The sequence below is a fragment of the Seleniivibrio woodruffii genome (assembly GCF_004339245.1).
In the GTDB taxonomy this organism is placed as follows: domain Bacteria; phylum Chrysiogenota; class Deferribacteres; order Deferribacterales; family Geovibrionaceae; genus Seleniivibrio; species Seleniivibrio woodruffii.
Genome location: NZ_SMGG01000006.1, coordinates 151761 through 170395 on the forward strand (window position 1 = coordinate 151761; position 18635 = coordinate 170395).

Annotated in this window: 16 protein-coding genes; 5 read left to right on the top strand and 11 right to left on the bottom strand. The window is 49.3% G+C overall.

Annotated features, from left to right (window positions below):
* Window positions 1–93 precede the first annotated feature (93 nt).
* The 5 genes from C8D98_RS11750 to ilvD form a co-directional block, all read right to left on the bottom strand.
* Window positions 94–906, bottom strand: a complete 813-nt coding sequence (locus C8D98_RS11750; protein ID WP_132874354.1) for a CsgG/HfaB family protein — start codon at window positions 904–906, stop codon at window positions 94–96.
* 298 nt (window positions 907–1204) lie between these two features.
* The gene (ilvC, locus tag C8D98_RS11755) at window positions 1205–2221 is read right to left on the bottom strand and encodes a ketol-acid reductoisomerase (RefSeq protein WP_132874355.1); all 1017 of its coding nucleotides are present in this window, start codon (window positions 2219–2221) and stop codon (window positions 1205–1207) included.
* A gap of 137 nt (window positions 2222–2358) precedes the next feature.
* Window positions 2359–2856: an acetolactate synthase small subunit gene (gene ilvN, locus C8D98_RS11760; protein WP_132874356.1), complete on the bottom strand. Its 498-nt coding sequence runs from the start codon at window positions 2854–2856 to the stop codon at window positions 2359–2361.
* A 12-nt stretch (window positions 2857–2868) separates the two neighbouring features.
* Window positions 2869–4566: a biosynthetic-type acetolactate synthase large subunit gene (ilvB, locus tag C8D98_RS11765; protein ID WP_132874496.1), complete on the bottom strand. Its 1698-nt coding sequence runs from the start codon at window positions 4564–4566 to the stop codon at window positions 2869–2871.
* 552 nt (window positions 4567–5118) lie between these two features.
* Entirely contained in the window at window positions 5119–6780 is a 1662-nt protein-coding gene (gene ilvD, locus C8D98_RS11770) for a dihydroxy-acid dehydratase (RefSeq protein WP_132874357.1), read from the bottom strand.
* A 181-nt stretch (window positions 6781–6961) separates the two neighbouring features.
* Here ilvD and C8D98_RS11775 point away from each other — a divergent pair, with 181 nt between their 5' ends.
* Genes C8D98_RS11775 through C8D98_RS11795 form a run of 5 tightly spaced genes read left to right on the top strand, consistent with a single transcriptional unit; the run spans window position 6962 to window position 12006 of the window.
* Window positions 6962–7408 (top strand): hypothetical protein, encoded by a 447-nt coding sequence (locus C8D98_RS11775; protein ID WP_132874358.1) that lies wholly within the window; start codon window positions 6962–6964, stop codon window positions 7406–7408.
* Window positions 7409–7446: 38 nt separating this feature from the next.
* Window positions 7447–8715: a tetratricopeptide repeat protein gene (locus C8D98_RS11780; RefSeq protein WP_132874359.1), complete on the top strand. Its 1269-nt coding sequence runs from the start codon at window positions 7447–7449 to the stop codon at window positions 8713–8715.
* 11 nt (window positions 8716–8726) lie between these two features.
* A complete protein-coding gene (locus tag C8D98_RS11785; protein WP_132874360.1) occupies window positions 8727–10298 on the top strand; it encodes a flagellar assembly protein A in 1572 nt (523 codons plus the stop codon).
* Window positions 10299–11597 (top strand): lipopolysaccharide biosynthesis protein, encoded by a 1299-nt coding sequence (locus tag C8D98_RS11790; RefSeq protein WP_132874361.1) that lies wholly within the window; start codon window positions 10299–10301, stop codon window positions 11595–11597.
* A gap of 1 nt (window position 11598) precedes the next feature.
* Complete coding sequence (locus C8D98_RS11795; protein WP_132874362.1) at window positions 11599–12006, top strand: SoxR reducing system RseC family protein; 408 nt, start codon at window positions 11599–11601, stop codon at window positions 12004–12006.
* Here C8D98_RS11795 and C8D98_RS11800 read toward each other — a convergent pair.
* The 6 genes from C8D98_RS11800 to C8D98_RS11825 all read right to left on the bottom strand — a co-directional run bounded on the left by C8D98_RS11800 (window position 12003) and on the right by C8D98_RS11825 (window position 18512).
* Window positions 12003–13016, bottom strand: coding sequence for a transglutaminase domain-containing protein (locus C8D98_RS11800; protein ID WP_132874363.1), 1014 nt, complete (start codon window positions 13014–13016; stop codon window positions 12003–12005). The genes C8D98_RS11795 and C8D98_RS11800 overlap by 4 nt on opposite strands.
* A gap of 66 nt (window positions 13017–13082) precedes the next feature.
* Window positions 13083–13736, bottom strand: a complete 654-nt coding sequence (locus tag C8D98_RS11805) for a cytochrome c3 family protein (RefSeq protein ID WP_132874364.1) — start codon at window positions 13734–13736, stop codon at window positions 13083–13085.
* A gap of 68 nt (window positions 13737–13804) precedes the next feature.
* Window positions 13805–14689 (bottom strand): SphA family protein, encoded by an 885-nt coding sequence (locus tag C8D98_RS11810; RefSeq protein ID WP_132874365.1) that lies wholly within the window; start codon window positions 14687–14689, stop codon window positions 13805–13807.
* Window positions 14690–14700: 11 nt separating this feature from the next.
* Entirely contained in the window at window positions 14701–16221 is a 1521-nt protein-coding gene (locus C8D98_RS11815) for an FAD-dependent oxidoreductase (protein WP_132874366.1), read from the bottom strand.
* A gap of 184 nt (window positions 16222–16405) precedes the next feature.
* Window positions 16406–17074, bottom strand: a complete 669-nt coding sequence (locus tag C8D98_RS11820; RefSeq protein WP_132874367.1) for a response regulator transcription factor — start codon at window positions 17072–17074, stop codon at window positions 16406–16408.
* Window positions 17064–18512, bottom strand: a complete 1449-nt coding sequence (locus C8D98_RS11825) for a PAS domain-containing sensor histidine kinase (protein WP_132874368.1) — start codon at window positions 18510–18512, stop codon at window positions 17064–17066. The genes C8D98_RS11820 and C8D98_RS11825 overlap by 11 nt, the downstream gene beginning before the upstream one ends.
* Window positions 18513–18635 lie beyond the last annotated feature (123 nt).

Below are 18635 nucleotides of genomic sequence, written 5' to 3' on the forward strand. Positions count from 1 at the left end.
ATTAAATCAATCGGAATTTAATTAATTTCATAATATCAGATGATTTAGATTAAAAAGGCGTAAAAAAAGCGGCTTCGGGAGCCGCCTTTTGGTCTATTCGTCCGCTTTAGGCGTGTTTTCCGTGTTCTCTGCGGGCAATGGAACTGGTCTTGCCGCTATTCTGTCTGCGGCAAAGGATTCCGTCATGTGGTTTGCGATGCTGAAGATAACGTCTCTGATCACCGAATCGAGCACGAGGGACTTGGAGATGCTCCATCCGCCGCCGCCAACCGCTCCGTTGACACCGCCTGCGCCGAATCCCCATGATGATTTAGAACTGTCGGCCTGAAATGATTTCGAATCCACCACTTCCGCCGTCATAGGGTTCAGTATGCTGAGATCGAACGCCATCTGCGCCTGCTCCTTGGTCTTGCTGACCAGAGCTATCACAGGAATATATCCGCCAGCCAGTGCACCGCCTGAGCGTGTTACGTCTATTGAGGTTATTGAGCCGTCAACAAACAGGTCTATCTTGGGGATCTTGATCTCCTGACCTGTGACAGACGCTATCTTTTTCAGTTTTTCAATCTGCTCAGTGTCCACAATATTGAAGCATTTTGTCTCTTTCAGAGCGTTTGAGAGCATGTTGCGGACACCGCCGCCAACGTTCTGCACGCCGCCGGAACCGGAGAACACTTTCGCAAGTTCACTTATTCCGCCCTTCATGTTAGCTCCGGCATTTGTGCCGTTCTGACAGGAGGCCGCTGTGCATGAGATGTCGTTGATAACAACGTTCAGCATCGGGTGCTGTGCGTCTGCGGGGGCGCACTTGGGTACGGGAACCTCTATCTTAGTTACGACCGTGTCTGCTGCAAACACCGGAACAGCTATAAGAAAACAGGATAAAACAATAATCAGTTTATTCATAAAAACCTCATTTCGGGTCATTAGCTGATTATTAGCATATCGGCGGACAGGTGTAAATTTGATTTAACTGCGGCAGGTAATTGTGACAAGTTGAGGGAAGATGGGATTCTTCGTTTCGCTCACTATCATAGAGTGACAGGAACTTCTTTACCTTTTAGAACCGAGCAGTTCAAGGCGGAGGATAAAAAATATTTTGAGCGTACAAATAAGTACGTGATAAATATTTTTTACTCCGACAACGAAGAAATGCGAAGTGTTATAAAAGGTAAAAAAAGGGGAGCCGAAGCTCCCCTTTTTCTTAGTTCTTGGATTTATCCACGATCTTGCTTTTGCCAAGCCAGCTCATCATGCCTCTCAGCTTGCCGCCGACCTCTTCGATCTGGTGCTCTGCGCCCATTCTGGTGAGTGCGTGGAAAGTGGGGCAGTTTGCTTTGTTCTCAAGCATCCACTCTTTCGCAAACTGGCCGGACTGGATTTCATAGAGAACCTCTTTCATGCGCTCCTTAACATCGGGAGTGATGATTCTGGGGCCTCTTGTCAGGTCACCGTACTGAGCGGTGTTGCTGATTGAATAGCGCATGTTGCTGATTCCGCCTTCATAGATAAGGTCGACGATCAGTTTTACTTCGTGCAGACACTCGAAGTATGCCATTTCGGGAGCATAGCCTGCTTCCACCAGTGTTTCGAATCCGTACTGGATAAGCTGAGCCAGTGAGCCGCAAAGAACTGCCTGCTCGCCGAAAAGGTCTGTTTCTGTCTCTTCTTTGAAAGATGTTTCAAGAACGCCCGCTCTTGCTCCGCCGATTGCGTTTGCATAAGACAGTGCAACCTCACGGCTGTCGCCTGTGAAGTCCTGATGGATGGCGATGAGACAGGGAACGCCTGCGCCTTTCTGATATTCCGCACGAACGAGGTGACCGGGGCCTTTGGGGGCTACCATTACCACGTTAACGTTTGCGGGGGGTACGATCTGGTTGAAAAGGATGTTGAAACCGTGTGCGAACGCAAGGTAGTTACCCTCTTCCAGACCGGGAAGGATGTCGTTTTTGTAGATGTCGCCCTGAATTTCATCGGGAGCGAGAACCATTATGAAGTCAGCCCATTTGCATGCATCCTTCACTTCCATAACCTTAAGGCCTGCGCCCTCTGCTTTTGCCCATGAGGGGCTGCCTTTGCGAAGTGCAACGCATACGTCAACGCCGCTGTCCTTCATGTTGTTCGTGTGACCGTAGCCCTGGCTTCCGTAGCCGATTACAGCTACTTTTTTCGATTTGATCAGCTCAAGGTTCGTGTCTTTTTCGTAGTAAGCCTTCATTATATTGTTTCCTCCGGAAATTATTTCAAAAAATGCAAATCGCCCTTAATCCCCCTTTATTAAAGGGGGAAAAAGGGAAGAAAATCTTATTGAACAGCCCAACACCCAAGCAGTTTAAAGGATGCCGAAGCCAAAAATCACTTCATCTCGCTGGTCATCTTGCTGCCGCGTCCGATGGCTATTGCTCCGGTGCGGACAACTTCGATGATGCCGTAGGGTTCCATCACGCTCAGAAAAGCCAGAATCTTGTCGTTTGCGCCTGTAAGCTCAATAACGACTGATTCATTGGTGATGTCAACCGTTTTGCCCCGGAAGGTGTTCACGATGTTGAACACGTCGGGTCTTGTTCTCTGGGTGGCATGCACTTTAACGAGAACCATCTCCCTTTCGATGTGCTCCATCTCTGAAACGTTTCTGACACGGATAACGTTCACCAGCTTTCTCAGCTGTTTTATGATCTGCTCCACCACTCTGTCGTCGCCAAAGGTGACTATGGTCATGATGGAGATGGATTCGTCCATGGTTCTGTTAACGGACAGGGACTCAATGTTGTATCCTCTGCCGCTGAAAAGCCCCGAAATACGGGAAAGAACGCCGAATTTGTTCTCAACAAGAACTGAAATAGTATGTCTCATCGTATCCCTCCCTTACTTCTTCATCAACAGCATTTCGCTTACGGACGCACCGGCGGGTATCATGGGGAACACGTTCTCGTTCCTGTCCACGGTGAAATCCATAAAGACGGGTCTGTCTTTAACTTTGAGGGATTCTCTGATTGCCGCTTCGACATCCTCTTTTCTGTCGATGCGCATGCCCACTGCGCCGAAAGCTTCGGCCAGTTTAACGAAGTCGGGCTGACATTCGAGGTTGCAGTGGCTGAATCTGTCGTTGAAGAACATGTTCTGCCACTGGCGGATCATGCCGAGGTATCTGTTGTTCAGGATGGCAACTTTGACCGCTACCTTGTTCTGAACTGCTGTGGTCAGCTCCTGAATGTTCATCAGGATTGAGCCGTCGCCTGCGATGTCGAAAACCTCTTTGTCGGGGCAGCCAAGCTTTGCGCCGATTGCGGCGGGGAAGCCGTAGCCCATTGTGCCAAGACCGCCGGAGGAGATGAACTGATGGGGACGCTTGAACTTGTAGAACTGTCCCGCCCACATCTGGTTCTGACCGACCTCTGTACAGATGATGGCATCGCCTTCGGTAACTTTATAAATTGATTCAACGACATACTGGGGCTTGATGACATCCGCCGTGCGGTCGTAGTCGAAGGGGTGTTCCTTGTCCCATGCACGGATGACCTCACGCCATTCTTTTCTGGCGGCAAGGTTCTTGTCCCAGTTGAATTTGTCTATTTCGCCCAGAGCCTGTTTCAGAACGGCCTTGCAGTCGCCCACGATGGGCACTTCGATCTGCACGTTCTTACTGATGCTCGCAGGGTCAACGTCGATATGAGCTATTTTCGCATTGGGCGCAAAACCGTCCAGACGGCCTGTTGAGCGGTCGGAGAAGCGTGTGCCTATTGCGAGGATGAAGTCGGGGTCGGAAACAGCCATGTTGGATGCATAGTTTCCGTGCATTCCCAGCCAGCCGATGAAGTTGTCATGGGTTCCGGGGAAACCGCCCAGACCGAGGAAAGAGGACACAACGGGAACGTTAGTGATCTCGCTGAACTTGACCAGTTCCTCGCTGGCTTCGGAGAGAACCACGCCGCCGCCCATGTAGATAACGGGTTTTTTGGCTGATTCCAGCATTCTAAGCATCTTTTTGATCTGGCCGAGGTGACCTTTTACCGTGGGGTTGTAACCTGTCAGACTGACCTTTTCAGGCCATTCGAACTTGGTTTTTGCCGCCATGATATCTTTAGGCAGGTCGATTACAACGGGACCGGGTCTGCCCGTTCTTGCTATGTGAAAGGCTTCCTTTATGACCCCTGCCGTCTCGTTGACGTCAGTCAGCATGTAGCTGTGTTTAACGATGGGTCTTGTTATGCCTATGATATCCGCTTCCTGAAATGCATCACCGCCGATGAGGCTTGTTGCCACCTGACCTGTGAACACTACCATGGGGATGGAGTCCATATGAGCGTTAGCGATACCTGTTACGAGGTTCGTTGCGCCGGGACCTGATGTTCCGAAGCAAACGCCGACCTTGCCTGTTGCTCTGGCATAGCCTTCCGCTGCGTGGATGCCGCCCTGTTCGCGTCTGGGGAGAATGTGGGTGATGTCTGAATCATAAATGGTGTCGTAGACGCCGAGCAGAACGCCGCCCGGATAACCGAAGATGAGATCGACACCTTCTCTCTTCAGTGATTCGATGAGAATCTGAGCACCTGTCATCATAATGTAACTCCGTAGAAGATATTTGACTGCCGACTTGTGCAAACAGAGGGTCAAATCCCCCTGCCCACCTACTCCGGTACGGCAGCCTTTTTATATCCAAAAGAAACGCCTTCCCCTTCGTCACGGACGTCGGAATCGGCACCGGAATTGTGCTCCGGCATATTTCTTTTAAATGTCGCTGTAAAGGAAAAGATAATGTAAATCCGAAACTTCGCTGTCATCCTGAGCTTATGCGAAGGATCTTTTAATGAGATTCTTCGGCTGATGCCTCAGAATGACGGGAGCTCCAGGCCTCCTTTGGGAACTTCGCTGTCATCCTGAGCATATGCGAAGGATCTTCTAATGAGATTCTTCGGCTGAAGCCTCAGAATGACGGCTAGCTTATTGTCATCCAAAGAAAGGGGATTTTCTTATCTTCCCTATAAATTGTGTAACATCGGTAAAAACAATAACCGAAGAATGAGATTGCTTCAGGCTGGAGCCTTCGCAAAGACAAAACCACATCACAGCGAGGAAGCCCCCGGGCTGACGCAGCAGTCTCATACGGTATCGTTTTTACAGGTCTTCGACCCTGCAGATTGCTCCCTGAGCCGCATTGGAAACCCTTGAAGCGTATTTTGCAAGATAGCCTTTGGTTATCTTAGGTGCGGGTTTGACCCACGCAGCCCTGCGCTTTTCAAGCTCCTCAGCGGGAACATCAAGATTAATCGTACGGCCGGGAATGTCAATAACTATTTTGTCGCCGTCACAGATGAGGCCGATATCGCCGCCCTCCGCCGCTTCGGGGGATATGTGACCTATGCAGGGGCCTCTTGTGCCGCCGGAAAAACGTCCGTCGGTGATGAGAGCAACCTTGTTCAGTCCCTGTCCCATTATCTCCGCTGTGGGAGCCAGCATCTCACGCATGCCGGGGCCGCCTTTGGGGCCTTCATAGCGGATGACGACCACCTGTCCGTTAACGATCTGACGGTTTTTGATGGCGTCCATAGCCGCTTCCTCGCTGTCGAAGCATACGGCTGTGCCTGTGAACTGAAGCATGTCGGCGTTTACAGCGGATTGTTTAACAACCGCTCCGCCCTGAGCTATGTTTCCACGCAGAACGGCGATGCCGCCCTCTTTGTGGTAGGGGTTGTCGAGAGGTCTGACTATGTCGTCGTCATATACGATAGCTGAGTTCGCTATCTCTTTGATTGTTCTTCCGCACACCGTTGGGTTGTCAAACAGCCTGTCACGCAGTCTGTACTGGAATGCGGGGATACCGCCCGCAGCGTCAACGTCCTCCATAAAGAACTCACCGCCGGGGTTTATGCTTGTGATGTGGGGAGTATTTTTGCTGTATTCGTCAAACAGATCAAGGGTGAAGGGAACCTTCGCCTCATATGCAATGGCGGGAAGATGCAGAGCGGTGTTTGTTGAGCCGCCGAGCGCCATGTCCAGCATCACTGCGTTTCTGAATGCGTTCTCGTTAAGGATGTCACGGGCTTTGATGTCCTTTTCCACCAGTTCGCAGATGGCAACGCCGGAATCGAAAGCTATGCGGCGTTTTTTACCTGAACCGGCAAGCGCCATTCCGCATCCGGGAAGGGACATTCCCATGGCTTCCGTAAGGCAGGCCATGGTGTTCGCCGTGAACAGACCCTGACATGCGCCCTGTCCGGGGCATGCGCACTGTTCGATGTTCTTCATTTCGTCTTCGCTTATCTCGCCCGTGCGGCATTTTGCCATGTTCTCAAAGGTGTCTTTGATGAACGAGCGTTTCTGCATGCGGTAGCTTCCCGTGGCCATGGGGCCGGCGGTAACCACTATTGAGGGGATGTTCAGGCGTGCAGCCGCCATGAGCATTCCGGGGGTTATCTTGTCGCAGTTGGTGAGAAACACCACACCGTCAAGTGCGTGGGCTTCCACAACGCATTCTATCATATCGGCGATGGCATCTCTGGAGGGCAGGGAATAGTGCATGCCTATGTGTCCCATTGCTATCCCGTCGCAGATGCCGGGCACGCAGAAGATGGACGAGTGTCCGCCGCCTGTGTGAACGCCTTTTTCAATGTATCTTTCAAGGTCTCTCATGCCCACGTGTCCGGGGATGAGATCGGTGAAACTGGAACAGATACCTATGTGCGCTCTGCCCATGCTGCTTTCAGGCATACCCGTGCCGTACATCAGTGCTCTGGCGGGTGCCCTGTCTATGCCGACTTTTGTTCTGTCGCTACGCATACCTTTCACCTCGGTTCTGAATACGCCGCTGAAAAAGTTCAGGGCGGCTTAAAAAATTTAAGTCATATAATCTAGCATACAGCAAACCGTATATCAAATACTAATTTCCTCTTTTTTTGCTTTTTAATAATATTGTCACGGCTGTTAGTGCATGCTATAAAGAGATATCAACGGGGGAAATATGACATTTGAAAATTATTTTGATATGGCAGTAAAAACATTCAGATCCATGGCGGTGGGAATTTTCCTTTATCCGCTGTTTGTTGCGCTTACAGAATCATTTGATTTAAATCTCCACTACTTCCTTGCCAGACCCACTGTGGAAACAATGGGCATCGTTTTCATCGTCATTTCAGTGGTATTTTTCCCGCTGTCAAACGCTCTTCTGCCCCTTTTAAGCAGAAAATGCGGACACTCCTGCGACCTCGGAAAAAAACTTATGATCGCTTCCGTCATAACGGCGGGAATGGCTGAAACCATAGCCCTGTTCGGACTCGTCATATATATAGTGTCTGCCGACGTCCGCTTTTTCTATCTGTTCTTTGTGCTCAGTCTGGTACATCTTTTCATGCACAGACCCAAGATGGAGTTCTGGCAGAGACACCTCGACATCATGAGCAGAGATTAACTTCTTTTAAAATTTGTCTTTTTTTGTTAAAATACAGTATGGCATATAGAAGCTACATTAAAAAAGTCCCCGGATTCACTTTTCTGGGACCAACTCTTATATTTGCCGGAATGCTGACCGCTTCGGACACGGGACTGACCTATGCCCTGAATCCGGACATGGTGCTTGACGGCTTAAGCAGAAACCTTGCCGTGTTCTATTTCATAGTCACGGCCTTTTTCAGCTTCCTTCTGATGCATGCCGGATATCTTCTTTACAGCGGAATGGTTTACAGCAGATACTATGCCAGTATCGTCTTATATTCGTGCCTGACTGCGCTCATGGCCAGAGTATTTCTGCTGGGTTTTCAGCCCGCTCCCTGGAAAATATTCATCGAGGGTGCGTTCCTCATTGCCGCCCTCTTATACATAGGCCAGAGACAGTTCAGACTCCGCTTCGACTACAAGCGGAGCGTTGTCGGGGTCACCGTCTTTTTCATATGGGTGATGACCTTCATGACCGCAGGATATTTCTATAAGCGTGTGAAGGACATGAACAGCACTCCGCCCATAAATACCGTCACACTTGAGGCGGCTCCCGTCAGCACAGAGGTGACACCGCTCCCCTTCGGCTACGGGCTTAAAATTCCCCCGAACTTCCATCTCTCGTCCATAGAGAACGATTCCGGAACCCTGTATGTAACTTTCCATAATCCTGATTACGGATACATCATATTAAGCAACTTCTCATCAATGACCCCCGTTTTCAAGCGCATGCGAGTGCTTGGCTACAAAAACGAAATGGATTTCATAAGCCGGTTTTTCACAGAATCGGTGGGGCTTCTCCAGCTTTATGTCCGCAGAAACATGACCAGCCTGCACGTTCGGGAGTTTGACAAGGTTGAGGTGGGCGATATGTCCATTTTTATGGAAAAGTCCAACGGCGACAACTCAATAGCTCACATCTTCAAAGGAAGCGAGCTGCTGGGCGAGGTGAGCATCCTGTCCATCTCCATGAACGACACGGGAATGTATAACGAGATTTTTTCAACAATAATAAGCGACGAACCGGAAAAAGATGCCCACAAACTGTTCGAAAACGGACTGAAACTTCAGCAGGAAGGCAAAATAGAGGAAGCAAAACGCCTCTTTGCATGGGCAATGGTAATAAATCCGGACGATCCGGAGTACAGATACGTTCTGGCAGAGACCTTCGCCATGACGGGCTATGTTTCAAGCGCAAAGAAACAGCTTGAGGCATGCCTTAAACTGTCCAGAGGACACCAGCGGGCACTCAAGCTTGCGGGCGCTCTCAGCAAACTCAAATAGAGGGCAACATCATGCCTGTAACAACCCTCAAAACCCTGACTCCCCACAACGAACATGAACTTAGAAAACTTCTGGAGCATGTATACGGAATTGAGCCTAACTGGATCAGAATACAGCTTGATGAGGAGCATCTGGCCACAATCGAGATCGAAACCGAAATGGACATCGACTCACGCATCGCAGTGGTCATAAACGACGGCGGAATGAAGGCCGAGTTTTCGCTCTTTCCCGCCATAAACAAAGGCAAGACACTGGACAACGACGCCATCGAAAACTATCTGATAAAAGAGAAAAGACTCTATAAGGAACTTCTGAACTGGGACAGCATTAAACACGCAATCCAGTACTATCTGGCAGGGTTCATCGTTGAAAAGGTTCTGGCCGCAGAGGGCATGCCCGCCGAAAACGGTCAGGATGCATGGATGAAGCTCCACTTCGATCTGGACGACAGACGCCCGAGAGAGCTTGAGGACGGCAGCGTTGACTTTAAGGATATTAACCACATTGTCACCGTTGAGGAGAATCAGCTTCTAATCTCTTTCCATCCTGAAACAGCCGGAAGAGAGGGGACGAAGGTCACGGGAGAAAAAATTCCGGCGGTGAAGGGTAAAAAACTCGTAATCCACAAAGGCCGAGGCGTCTATTTTGATGAAGAGCGTCAGGGATATGCCGCAAAGGACGGCGGATATGTGATATTCGAGAGCAACAGACTGAGCGTTAACCCTATCTACTCGGTCTACGGCGACGTGGACTACTCGGTGGGCAATATAAAATTTGACGGAACCGTATCCGTCTCAGGCGACGTTTTAAGCGGTTTCAGCATTGAAGCCAAAAATATCATCGTCTGGGGAATAGTGCGGGACGCTATGCTCATCGCAAAGGACGACATAACTGTGAAAACAGGTATAAAATCCACCGGCAAGTGCGTTCTGAAAGCCGGAAGACACGTCACCGCAGGTTTTATCGAAAACTCAGTTGTCGAAGCCGGACAGACCATAAATATCAAAAGCTACTGCCTTAACTCAAAACTCTACAGCGAGGGCGAAATAATCGCCACATCCGGCGACGGAATTGTCAGCGGCGGTGAGATAAGGGCTTTTGCCGGAATACATGTAAGAAAACTGGGACTTGATCAGGGGCCGCAGTTCAAAGTATGTGTCGGTGTCAAGCACAACCTTGAGGACAAGCTGGAAGGTTCCATGGCCGAAAAGGACAAACTGGAACAGACCATAAAGGCCGCAGACGAAAAGATACGCAAGCTGGCAAAAATGAATCCGGATATCACAAAGAATCCGAAGCTGAAAGCAATAATCGCATCCAGAAGTCTTCTGGTCAAAAAGTTTCAGACCATGGACGAAAGGGTGGATCAGATTATAAAATCCTCCATGCACCCTATGCCGTTCATCCGTGTGGACGACACGGTGCACGACGGGGTGATCCTTGTTTTCTACGGCACTGAGAAGAACATAACCCAGTCCGAAGGAAAGGGTAAATTTGTTTTCGACAAGGCATCCGGAAAAATAAACAAGCTGAAGGCGGACGCTCCGCTTGAAAATCTGGTTTCAGAAGTTAAGCTGAATTAAGTGAAAAGATACATCGATAGACTTAAAAGCAGACTGCAGGGCGACGGAGCGGCGGGGGTTTTCCGCAATATGCTCATTCTGGCCACGGGAACCACAGCATCCAAGGCTATCGGGTTTCTGGCATCGCTTGTGGTCACAAGGCTGTTCACCCCAGAGGACTTCGGCGCAATGTCGCTCTTCATAGCCTTCACATCGCTGATTGCTCCCCTTGCAACTCTCTGTTATTCATACGCAATCCCCCTGCCCAAAAGCCGCTGTCTGGCGGCGAACATCATTGTTATGAATTTTGCAATAACTGCGTTCATGACCATGGTAACGGGTCTTGTTTTCATATTCGCAGGAGATATAATCTTTAAAGCCGCCAACGCCGACGGTCTTCAGCCTTATATCTGGCTGATACTGATGACGCAGTTCTTCGGCGGGATATACGAGACTCTGAGCAGTTTCGCCACCCGTGAGCGTGCTTTCAAACCCATCGCCAAAACAAAGATGATCCAGTCGTTCTTCGGTGCGTTGGCAAAGATAGTCTCCGGATTCTCCCATTTCGGGGTTACGGGACTTCTGATAGGTCAGGCATATTCTCAGGCGGGCGGAAGTTTTATATATTTCAAAGCCTTCCGGGAATCGCTTTCTAAATCAATCCGCAGCATAAACCTTAAAAGGGTGCTGAAAACCGCCCTGCTCTACCGTGATTTCCCCATGTACCGTCTGCCTTCGCAGTTTCTTCTGACCTTTTCCATCCAGATCCCCCTGCTTATGACGGGCAAACTGTTCGGAATGGGCACTGTGGGTCAGCTTGGCCTTGCAACATCCGTTCTGTCGCTTCCGGTGATACTCTTCGGGGTGTCCGCCGGACAGGCATATTACGCCGAAGCCGCAAGGATAGGCGCCCACAACCCAAAGGAGCTTTACAGCCTTTCGAAAAAAGTAGCCGGAAAACTTTTTCTGGTGAGCCTGCTCCCCTTCGCCGTGCTCCAGCTGGCGGGTGAACCGCTCTTTGTTCTGGTGTTCGGCAAGGCATGGCACCAGTCGGGAACTTTTGCCTCAATGCTCTCCGTTTCACTCCTCGCCCAGTTCGTTGTTGTGCCCATTGTCAACGTACTGACAGTTCTGGGCAAACAGAAGATGTTCCTCATGTTCAACATAATGCGCACGCTGACCATTGTGGGGCTTTTCTCCGCCTGCGGATATCTGAAACTCACAGCCAACGAATCCATTCTGGCTTACAGCATCCTGCTGGCGGCAAACTATGGGGTAATGTCGCTGGTTATTTTCAGAATAATAAGGAGCAGGTTTTAAGATGGGCCAGATGCTGAAACACACGGGAGTGGTTATTCATGTTGACGAGCAGAAAAACGCCACCGTGGAGGTTATGCGAGAACACGCCTGCACAGGCTGCGGAGAGAAATCCGCCTGCACCATGTCCGACGGAAACAACGTCCGGATAACATTCAAAAACGCCCGTGACCTTTCGAAGGGCGACCACGTGGAAATAGCCATCGATACCGGAAATTTCATGCGCTCACTGCTGACAGTATACGCCGCCCCGCTGGCTCTGATGCTCATTGCCGGGGTCACTGCGGATTCGGTTCAGAACAATCAGCTTATAACAGCCGCCGCAACCCTTACCGCTCCGGCCGTATATTTTCTACTTCTGCGCCTGCGAAACAGAGGCAGAGCCGTTCAGACCTACCGGAAGATAAACTAATAAGCCTTCACAACCTCTTTCCTGGCATGCAGATTTTTCGGCATTTCCGAGCCGATGTCAGCGGCATTGCCCCTGTATGACGGGTCGAGCATTATGCATGACATATTGTCGTAGCGGTACTGCCTGACATTGGGCATCCGCACCGAATCAACCCGCATGGAGACCACTACAGGCTCGCTGCCGGAAACCATCAGCACTGCATTATCCCTTGAAAAAAGGCATTCTTTGCTGAAATTCATTACGCCCTTTGCGGAGCAGTCCGGATAATAGTTGGCCTGTTTTTTGTCTCTGTACCTTTCATATTCGAATCTGGACGGAAAAACAGTGATATCAAACGGCGATGAGCCGTCCGCCTCTATCTGAACGTGATCCAGCTTTTTCAGTTCCATCATAAAGGCTTTGTTGCCGCCCGTCTGTGTGGTCTGGTTAAATACGTTTATGAGCGTCGGCTGAAACACCTGTCCGCCGTTCAGCCCGCAGGCCATGACGTACATGTGCTCCGGAACCACCACCAGATAGGGTCGAAGCCCTATGGTGTTCAGCATGGAAGCCAGCAGAATGGACAGATCCTCGCAGTCGCCCCCCTTCGCAAGGGTTTCATAGGGAGCAAGGATGTTCTCAACCCCGTCAGGTTCACCCACATATGGAACCTTCCCCCTGATATGCTCGAATATATTCTGCACCTGACAGTACACGTCGCCGTAGCACCCTGCGGTTATGCTTGCGGTGAGTTCCGCCAGTGCAGGGTCGTTATGCAGAACCTTTGAGCTGTATCTGTAAAATGGTGACTGTTCCGCCAGAGGGTTAAGCACCGAGCCGATGGTAACTTTCTCAGCTTCCTTTTCCGGCAGGGGTTCCGTCTGAGCGGTAATCTGTACGGGTTCCTCCACAGGCTGAACCATCTGCGTTTTCGGAGAGGCCTGAACTGACAGCCGCAGAATGTCATCAAAAAAGTAGACCCCCGCACCGATAAGCAGAACAATCAGAAGTGCAAATATTCTGAATTTCATAAGGGAGTATAACAGGAGATTTTGAAGATGAAAAAGAAAAAAAGCGGGGCAAACACCCCGCACGGATTATTTGGTTATCTTCTGTTTCCAGACGTAGCCCCACTGGTGGCATTTCGCACAGTAATCTCTGAAATCACCGTGCATACTGTGACACTTGGTACATGTGAGCGTAGGAAAATGATTTGTATGAGGATTAGCCTTGTATCCGCTGTTTTTGGTCTTTTCCTTCATCTCTGTAAAAGAACCGTGACATTTGATGCATTTGTCGCCCATTGTGTCCGCTTCATCATCGTCATATGCCTGATGGCAATCACGGCATGTCAGCCCTGCATTTTTATGTGAGTTGCCCAGCGATCCCTTCTTATAGAGACTTTGAAACTTCTCCGAACCGTATTCGGCTGAAATATAAAGCTCCTTCGTACCGCTTATTCTGATGTTGCTGTCCTTGTCGGCTGTATGGCAGGACTTGCAGGTATCCGCATCCTGATTGTCCGCCAGATGCTGTGCATGCACTTTGATGCTAAGTGCCCGGGATTTCTGTCCGTGGCATGTGAAACAGTCATCAAATTTCATCTTTTTAGCATGATCTTTCGGGAGAATATTTGCAGGACTTTCGTGACATTCAGCGCACTTGAAAGAGATTTTAGCCGCCGATGCCGAAAAAGGCGCAAGGATAGCCGCAAATATAATAATAAGAATGTATCCGTAAATTTTTTTCATTGTTTTCACCTTATTAAAAAGGCGGGCGCAGGAAAACGCCCGCCGCCTACAGGAACCTTCAATTGCTATCAGAAGGCGTATACGAATTTGAACCAGTATTTATCGCCTTCAGGTCTGTTCTCGACCATCGTCTCTTTCTGATACTTCACATGGAAGCTCATGTTTTTGTAGTCGTATTTAATTGTCGGACCGACGGCAAGAACCTGTCCGTCGTTGTTTTCGACTGTCTTGCCGTATTGTTTGTCATCGGTCACCTGTTTGTAGTAGTAACCGCCGAGACCTACCGTCCACGGACCGATATGTTTTCCGGTGAAATAGTCGAAGTGGAATTCCTGACCTGATCTGTAATCCGTGTCATTGTTCTCCGTGTTTATGTCGTACATGAACTTTGAAGACACTTCATAACCGCTGTCGGAAACGTATGATATGCCGTATGCAGGTTCGAACGTATAATAGTTCCTGCCGATGTTGGCTATGTCATTTTTATCATACGCACCTGTGGGAGTGATGATATCCAGCGCAACAGCCTGATGCAGGTTTTTTGAATGCCATGAGAGGTTCACGCCGAAGTCGATATCGCCCACTCCGAAAGCATTGTCGCTTCCGCCCGGTGTTTTGGCATCCATATAGACCACGGGAATAAGTGTCTGAACGCCGATATTACCGCCGAAAAGCTGTTTTTTGGTCACATAGACAAACCTGTGCACATCGGCAACCACTTTCAGTTTGAAATCCACAGGCAGCTTATCCCCGTCTTTATCACGCAGACTGTCCGCAGTGTAATAGTTAAGGTAGTTCAGGTAATAGAATCCTGACGGGGGGATAGCTCCCGCCATTGTATCTTCGGCACCGTTGGGATACGCACCGCCTCCGCCTTCAGTGGCATGCGCCGCCATAGCTGAGAACGCAAATACCGACGCAAGAAGAGCTGTTATAAGTTTTCTGCATTTCATATCAGCACTCCTTATTTAACTGTTTTAATGTATTTCGCAGCGTCGGCACCTGCAATCCTGCCGGATGTTGCAGCAAATGAGAAAGCAGAACCGGATGCCCACAGGGTGTATGTGTCACCGTAAAGCCCGCCCACGTCGCATCCTGCAACATAAAGACCGTTGATGGGTTCGTCTTTGTCATTGATGGCCTGCATTTTCTCGTTAACACGGGCTCCGCCCAGAGATACGAAGAAATAGGGGTAAACTTTTATAGCATAGAAGTTTCCTGTTTTAACGGGAGTCATCTTTCTGGTGTCTCTGTCAAACTCAGGGTCAACGTTATTAACTATATAGGAGTTATAGTTTTTCACTGTTGTAGCAAGTGTTTTGGGGTCAACACCCATCTGTTTTGCCAGATCTTCGATGCTGGAAGCTATGGCAACGTCTTTATTGCCTTTCGCTTTCTCGCCCTTCATCTCGTCCACAAGGTTGGGAAGTTTTGTGCCGAGGGGGATAAGAACGCCGAGTCCATTGTCGATACCCTGTTCGGCTATGTATTTAACTGTGGCATCATCAAACACAGTCCAGATTGCGTGGTCTCTTTCACGTTCGATGGCGTTGCCTGCCATTGCGAAGCTGTAAACAACGTCTTCATCAACGAAGCGTTTGCCATACTTGTTTACCCAGAGAGAGGGCTGCCATGTCATAGCGAACATGGGGCCAAGGGGTCTTTTTGTTCCGGGGTGGAGCATAAGTCCCCAGCCTTCGCTGTCTGCGCCTGCCGCAAGAGCCATGTTGATGCCGTCGCCTGTCTTATCAAGGGGAGCAGTGGCGAACACTGAATCAGCATTGAATCTTGTATGTTTAGCAATCATCTCTTTGCTGTTGGGGAAACCGCCTGTAGCAAGGATCACTGCTTTGGCGTAGACAAGAACTCTGTCGCCTTTATCGTTTGTACCTTCAACACCGGAAACTTTTCCGTCCTTCATGATGAGGTTTTTTCCGGGAGTTGAGTAGAGAATTTTAACGCCGAGTTCGTTGGCTTTGCCCACCATTGTAGCAATGAGTGATGCGCCGTGGTGGATGCCGTTCTTATCTTTCACAAGGTGCCATACGGGAGCTTCGGTGGGGGATATTTTGATAGGATCAAATTCCACACCCTGCTCTTTCAGCCAGTTGATTGTGTTTTTCCCTTCGTTAAGATAGAGGTGAACCAGTTTGGAATCTGCCCTGTAGTGGTTGAACTCCATGGAGTGTTTGAATGCCTCCATAGGTGTAAGGGTTACAGATTTTTTGCGGAGTTCGTCAGTCTCCACAGCAAAAAGACCTTCGGCAAGGTTTGAACTGCCGCCCGCCATGTCCTGTTTCTCTAGAACAATGACCTTCGCACCGGAGTACGCTGCCGAAACCGCAGCGGAAAGACCGGATGAACCGGCACCCACAACCACCACGTCGGCTTCATAAACTTTGTCTTTGGCGTATGCCGTGGCGGCTGCCAAAGCGGAAACGGCAACTGCCGTTAACAGAATAAATTGCTTAATAAATCTCTGCATTGCAATCCTCCTTTAAGATTACACGGGTTCGTGACCCATACCCGCATAATATTTGAGGATCGTTATGCAATCTATCAGGCTGATTACCTTTTATACCGGAAGATTTCACTTAACGGATGTCTGACTTCCCTGATACATAAAAGAGTGTATAACCTATGGTCTTACGGTAGATTTCCCTATGTTCTCAGGAGATGATATCCTGATAATGCGCCCACTTGATGGCGAACTGTGTGAGTTCTGCGGAACTTTTCAGCCCCAGCTTGTGTTTCATGCTCTCCCTGAATGCATCAATGGTCTTCACGCTCAGGTTCAGATTTTCGGCTATCTGCTTCGACGCAAATCCGTTGCCTATGAGCTGAAACACCTGAAACTCTCTGTCGCTCAACGTTTCAACCACATCTCTGTCATGGCAGTTCTTCAGATTCATTGCCTTGTTCAGAACATGCTCAGTCATCCTGTCGCTGAAATATATCTTGCCTTTGATTATCTTTCTCATGGCATCGATTATTGCCGTGGGCTTCTCGCTTTTCATGATATATCCCGACGCTCCCGCGCGGACGCATCTTTCGGCAAAAACAAGCTCCTCCCGCATGGAGAGAACCAGAATGTGGACGTTCGGATAGCGGGCCTTTATGCTCTTTATGAGATCAAGTCCATCGGATGATGCCAGCGAAAGATCCACGATAGCTATATCCGGTTCAATATTGAACAGCATGTTCAGCGCAACCGGAGCATCATCCGCAGATCCGCATATTTCCATATCCTCTTCCTGATTTATGAGTTTTGCAAGCCCTTCTCTCACAATGGCATGATCATCAACCAGAAAGACCTTGTACTTTTTTTCACTGCTCATCAGATTCCTCACCATGCGGCACCTTCATGGTGGCTATCACCGAAGTCCCGCCGCTTATATTGTTTATGATATCTATATCCGCCCCGATTATGGACGCCCGGTATTTCATTATACGAAGACCCTGCCCGTTCAGACTTTTCCTGCAGTCCGCCATTCCGACTCCGTTGTCGCTGATTTCGAGCCTGAGCTGATCAAAATTTTTGGTTATAAAGATGTTTATCTGCGAACAGCCGCTGTGCTTCACAGCATTCGTCATTGCCTCATGGGCGATGAAATAGAGGTGGTTGCAAACTTCATAATCCGCAATTATGACCGGTTTTCTGCATACATAGCCGCACTTTATTCCGTAGATTTTCTCAACGCCCGATGCCATGTTCTCCAGTGCGGACATCAGTCCCTGTTCATCCTCACTCACAGGGCATAAACCGTTTATCACGCTGCGCATCATGTTCAGAGCTTTCTTGGTGTATTCCACTATATCCGATGCAGATGAAGATTCTGAGGGCAGTTTATGCTTCAGCTCCTGCTGAAGCGCAGTGGCAAGAAACGAAATCCCCGTGAGCACCTGTCCAAGCCCATCGTGCAGATCGTTGCCTATCTTCTTGCGTTCATTGCTCAGCATCTCCAGAATCTGCCGTTCAAGCATCTTCTGTTCGGTGATATCTCTGATGACCTGCACCAGCCCTACGAAATCACCCTTCTCACTGAGCACAGGGTGGGTGAGAATATGGAACACCATCCCAGCCGCGCGCACTTCGCCCGACTGAGGCTCTTTTGACATCATGGGATGCCCCACAGGACAGCCCCTGCAGAAGCCCTTTTCTTTATGGCATATTTCGTAGCAGTATTTTCCGGCTATATTTTCAACAGGTATCCCCGAAAGCTTTGAAGCCACCCTGTTGGCCCATATCACTCTCATATCGGTATCGTAATATATTATGCAGTCGGACATAACGTCCAGAATCAGTGCCTTTTCCTGCTCAGATTTCTTGAGTGCTTCATCAGCGTTCACCCTGTCCGTGATGTTGAGAATTATTCCCCTCGCCTGTGCAAAATTTCCGTCGGCATCATAAACCGCCCTTCCGTAAAGCAGAACCGTTATAACGTCCCCGTTCTTCTTCTTCATCTTCCATGTGATGTTTTTGACAATTCCCGTTCTCTTAAAAACGGGAAAAATGGATTCGTGGATATCGACACCCTCTGCCAGCAGATCGTGAAAGCGCATGGAGAGAAACTCCTCTCGGGAGTAACCGAGAAACTCCTCAAATCCCTTGTTAACACCTATCATTCTGCTGTCGGGATCAAGTACTATCTCCCCCAGTGGCACGTCATCCAACATCAGCATCTTTCTCCGTTCATCGTTCAGCAGCTCATTGTATGCCGCTTTGACCATGGATATCTCCTGCCTTAATCCCTCAATAATCTCCGCATCGGTCATGGTGTATCTCCTATAGAACGGTAATAAAAACTAAAAAATCATGTTTATTTCCACTATAGTATACTTTAGGAGGGATTATTTTCAATAGCGCCGCCGATTGGCGCAAAAACGATGAAACCCATT

Bases quoted from the DNA above. Each gene is read 5' to 3' on its own strand.
- C8D98_RS11815 (WP_132874366.1), bottom strand. From the start codon at position 16,221: ATGCAGAGATTTATTAAGCAATTTATTCTGTTAACGGCAGTTGCCGTT.
- C8D98_RS11795 (WP_132874362.1), top strand. From the start codon at position 11,599: ATGGGCCAGATGCTGAAACACACGGGAGTGGTTATTCATGTTGACGAG.
- C8D98_RS11800 (WP_132874363.1), bottom strand. From the start codon at position 13,016: ATGAAATTCAGAATATTTGCACTTCTGATTGTTCTGCTTATCGGTGCG.
- ilvC (WP_132874355.1), bottom strand. From the start codon at position 2,221: ATGAAGGCTTACTACGAAAAAGACACGAACCTTGAGCTGATCAAATCG.
- C8D98_RS11785 (WP_132874360.1), top strand. From the start codon at position 8,727: ATGCCTGTAACAACCCTCAAAACCCTGACTCCCCACAACGAACATGAA.
- C8D98_RS11750 (WP_132874354.1), bottom strand. From the start codon at position 906: ATGAATAAACTGATTATTGTTTTATCCTGTTTTCTTATAGCTGTTCCG.
- C8D98_RS11805 (WP_132874364.1), bottom strand. From the start codon at position 13,736: ATGAAAAAAATTTACGGATACATTCTTATTATTATATTTGCGGCTATC.
- C8D98_RS11820 (WP_132874367.1), bottom strand. From the start codon at position 17,074: ATGAGCAGTGAAAAAAAGTACAAGGTCTTTCTGGTTGATGATCATGCC.
- C8D98_RS11810 (WP_132874365.1), bottom strand. From the start codon at position 14,689: ATGAAATGCAGAAAACTTATAACAGCTCTTCTTGCGTCGGTATTTGCG.
- C8D98_RS11780 (WP_132874359.1), top strand. From the start codon at position 7,447: ATGGCATATAGAAGCTACATTAAAAAAGTCCCCGGATTCACTTTTCTG.
- ilvD (WP_132874357.1), bottom strand. From the start codon at position 6,780: ATGCGTAGCGACAGAACAAAAGTCGGCATAGACAGGGCACCCGCCAGA.
- ilvN (WP_132874356.1), bottom strand. From the start codon at position 2,856: ATGAGACATACTATTTCAGTTCTTGTTGAGAACAAATTCGGCGTTCTT.
- C8D98_RS11825 (WP_132874368.1), bottom strand. From the start codon at position 18,512: ATGACCGATGCGGAGATTATTGAGGGATTAAGGCAGGAGATATCCATG.
- C8D98_RS11775 (WP_132874358.1), top strand. From the start codon at position 6,962: ATGACATTTGAAAATTATTTTGATATGGCAGTAAAAACATTCAGATCC.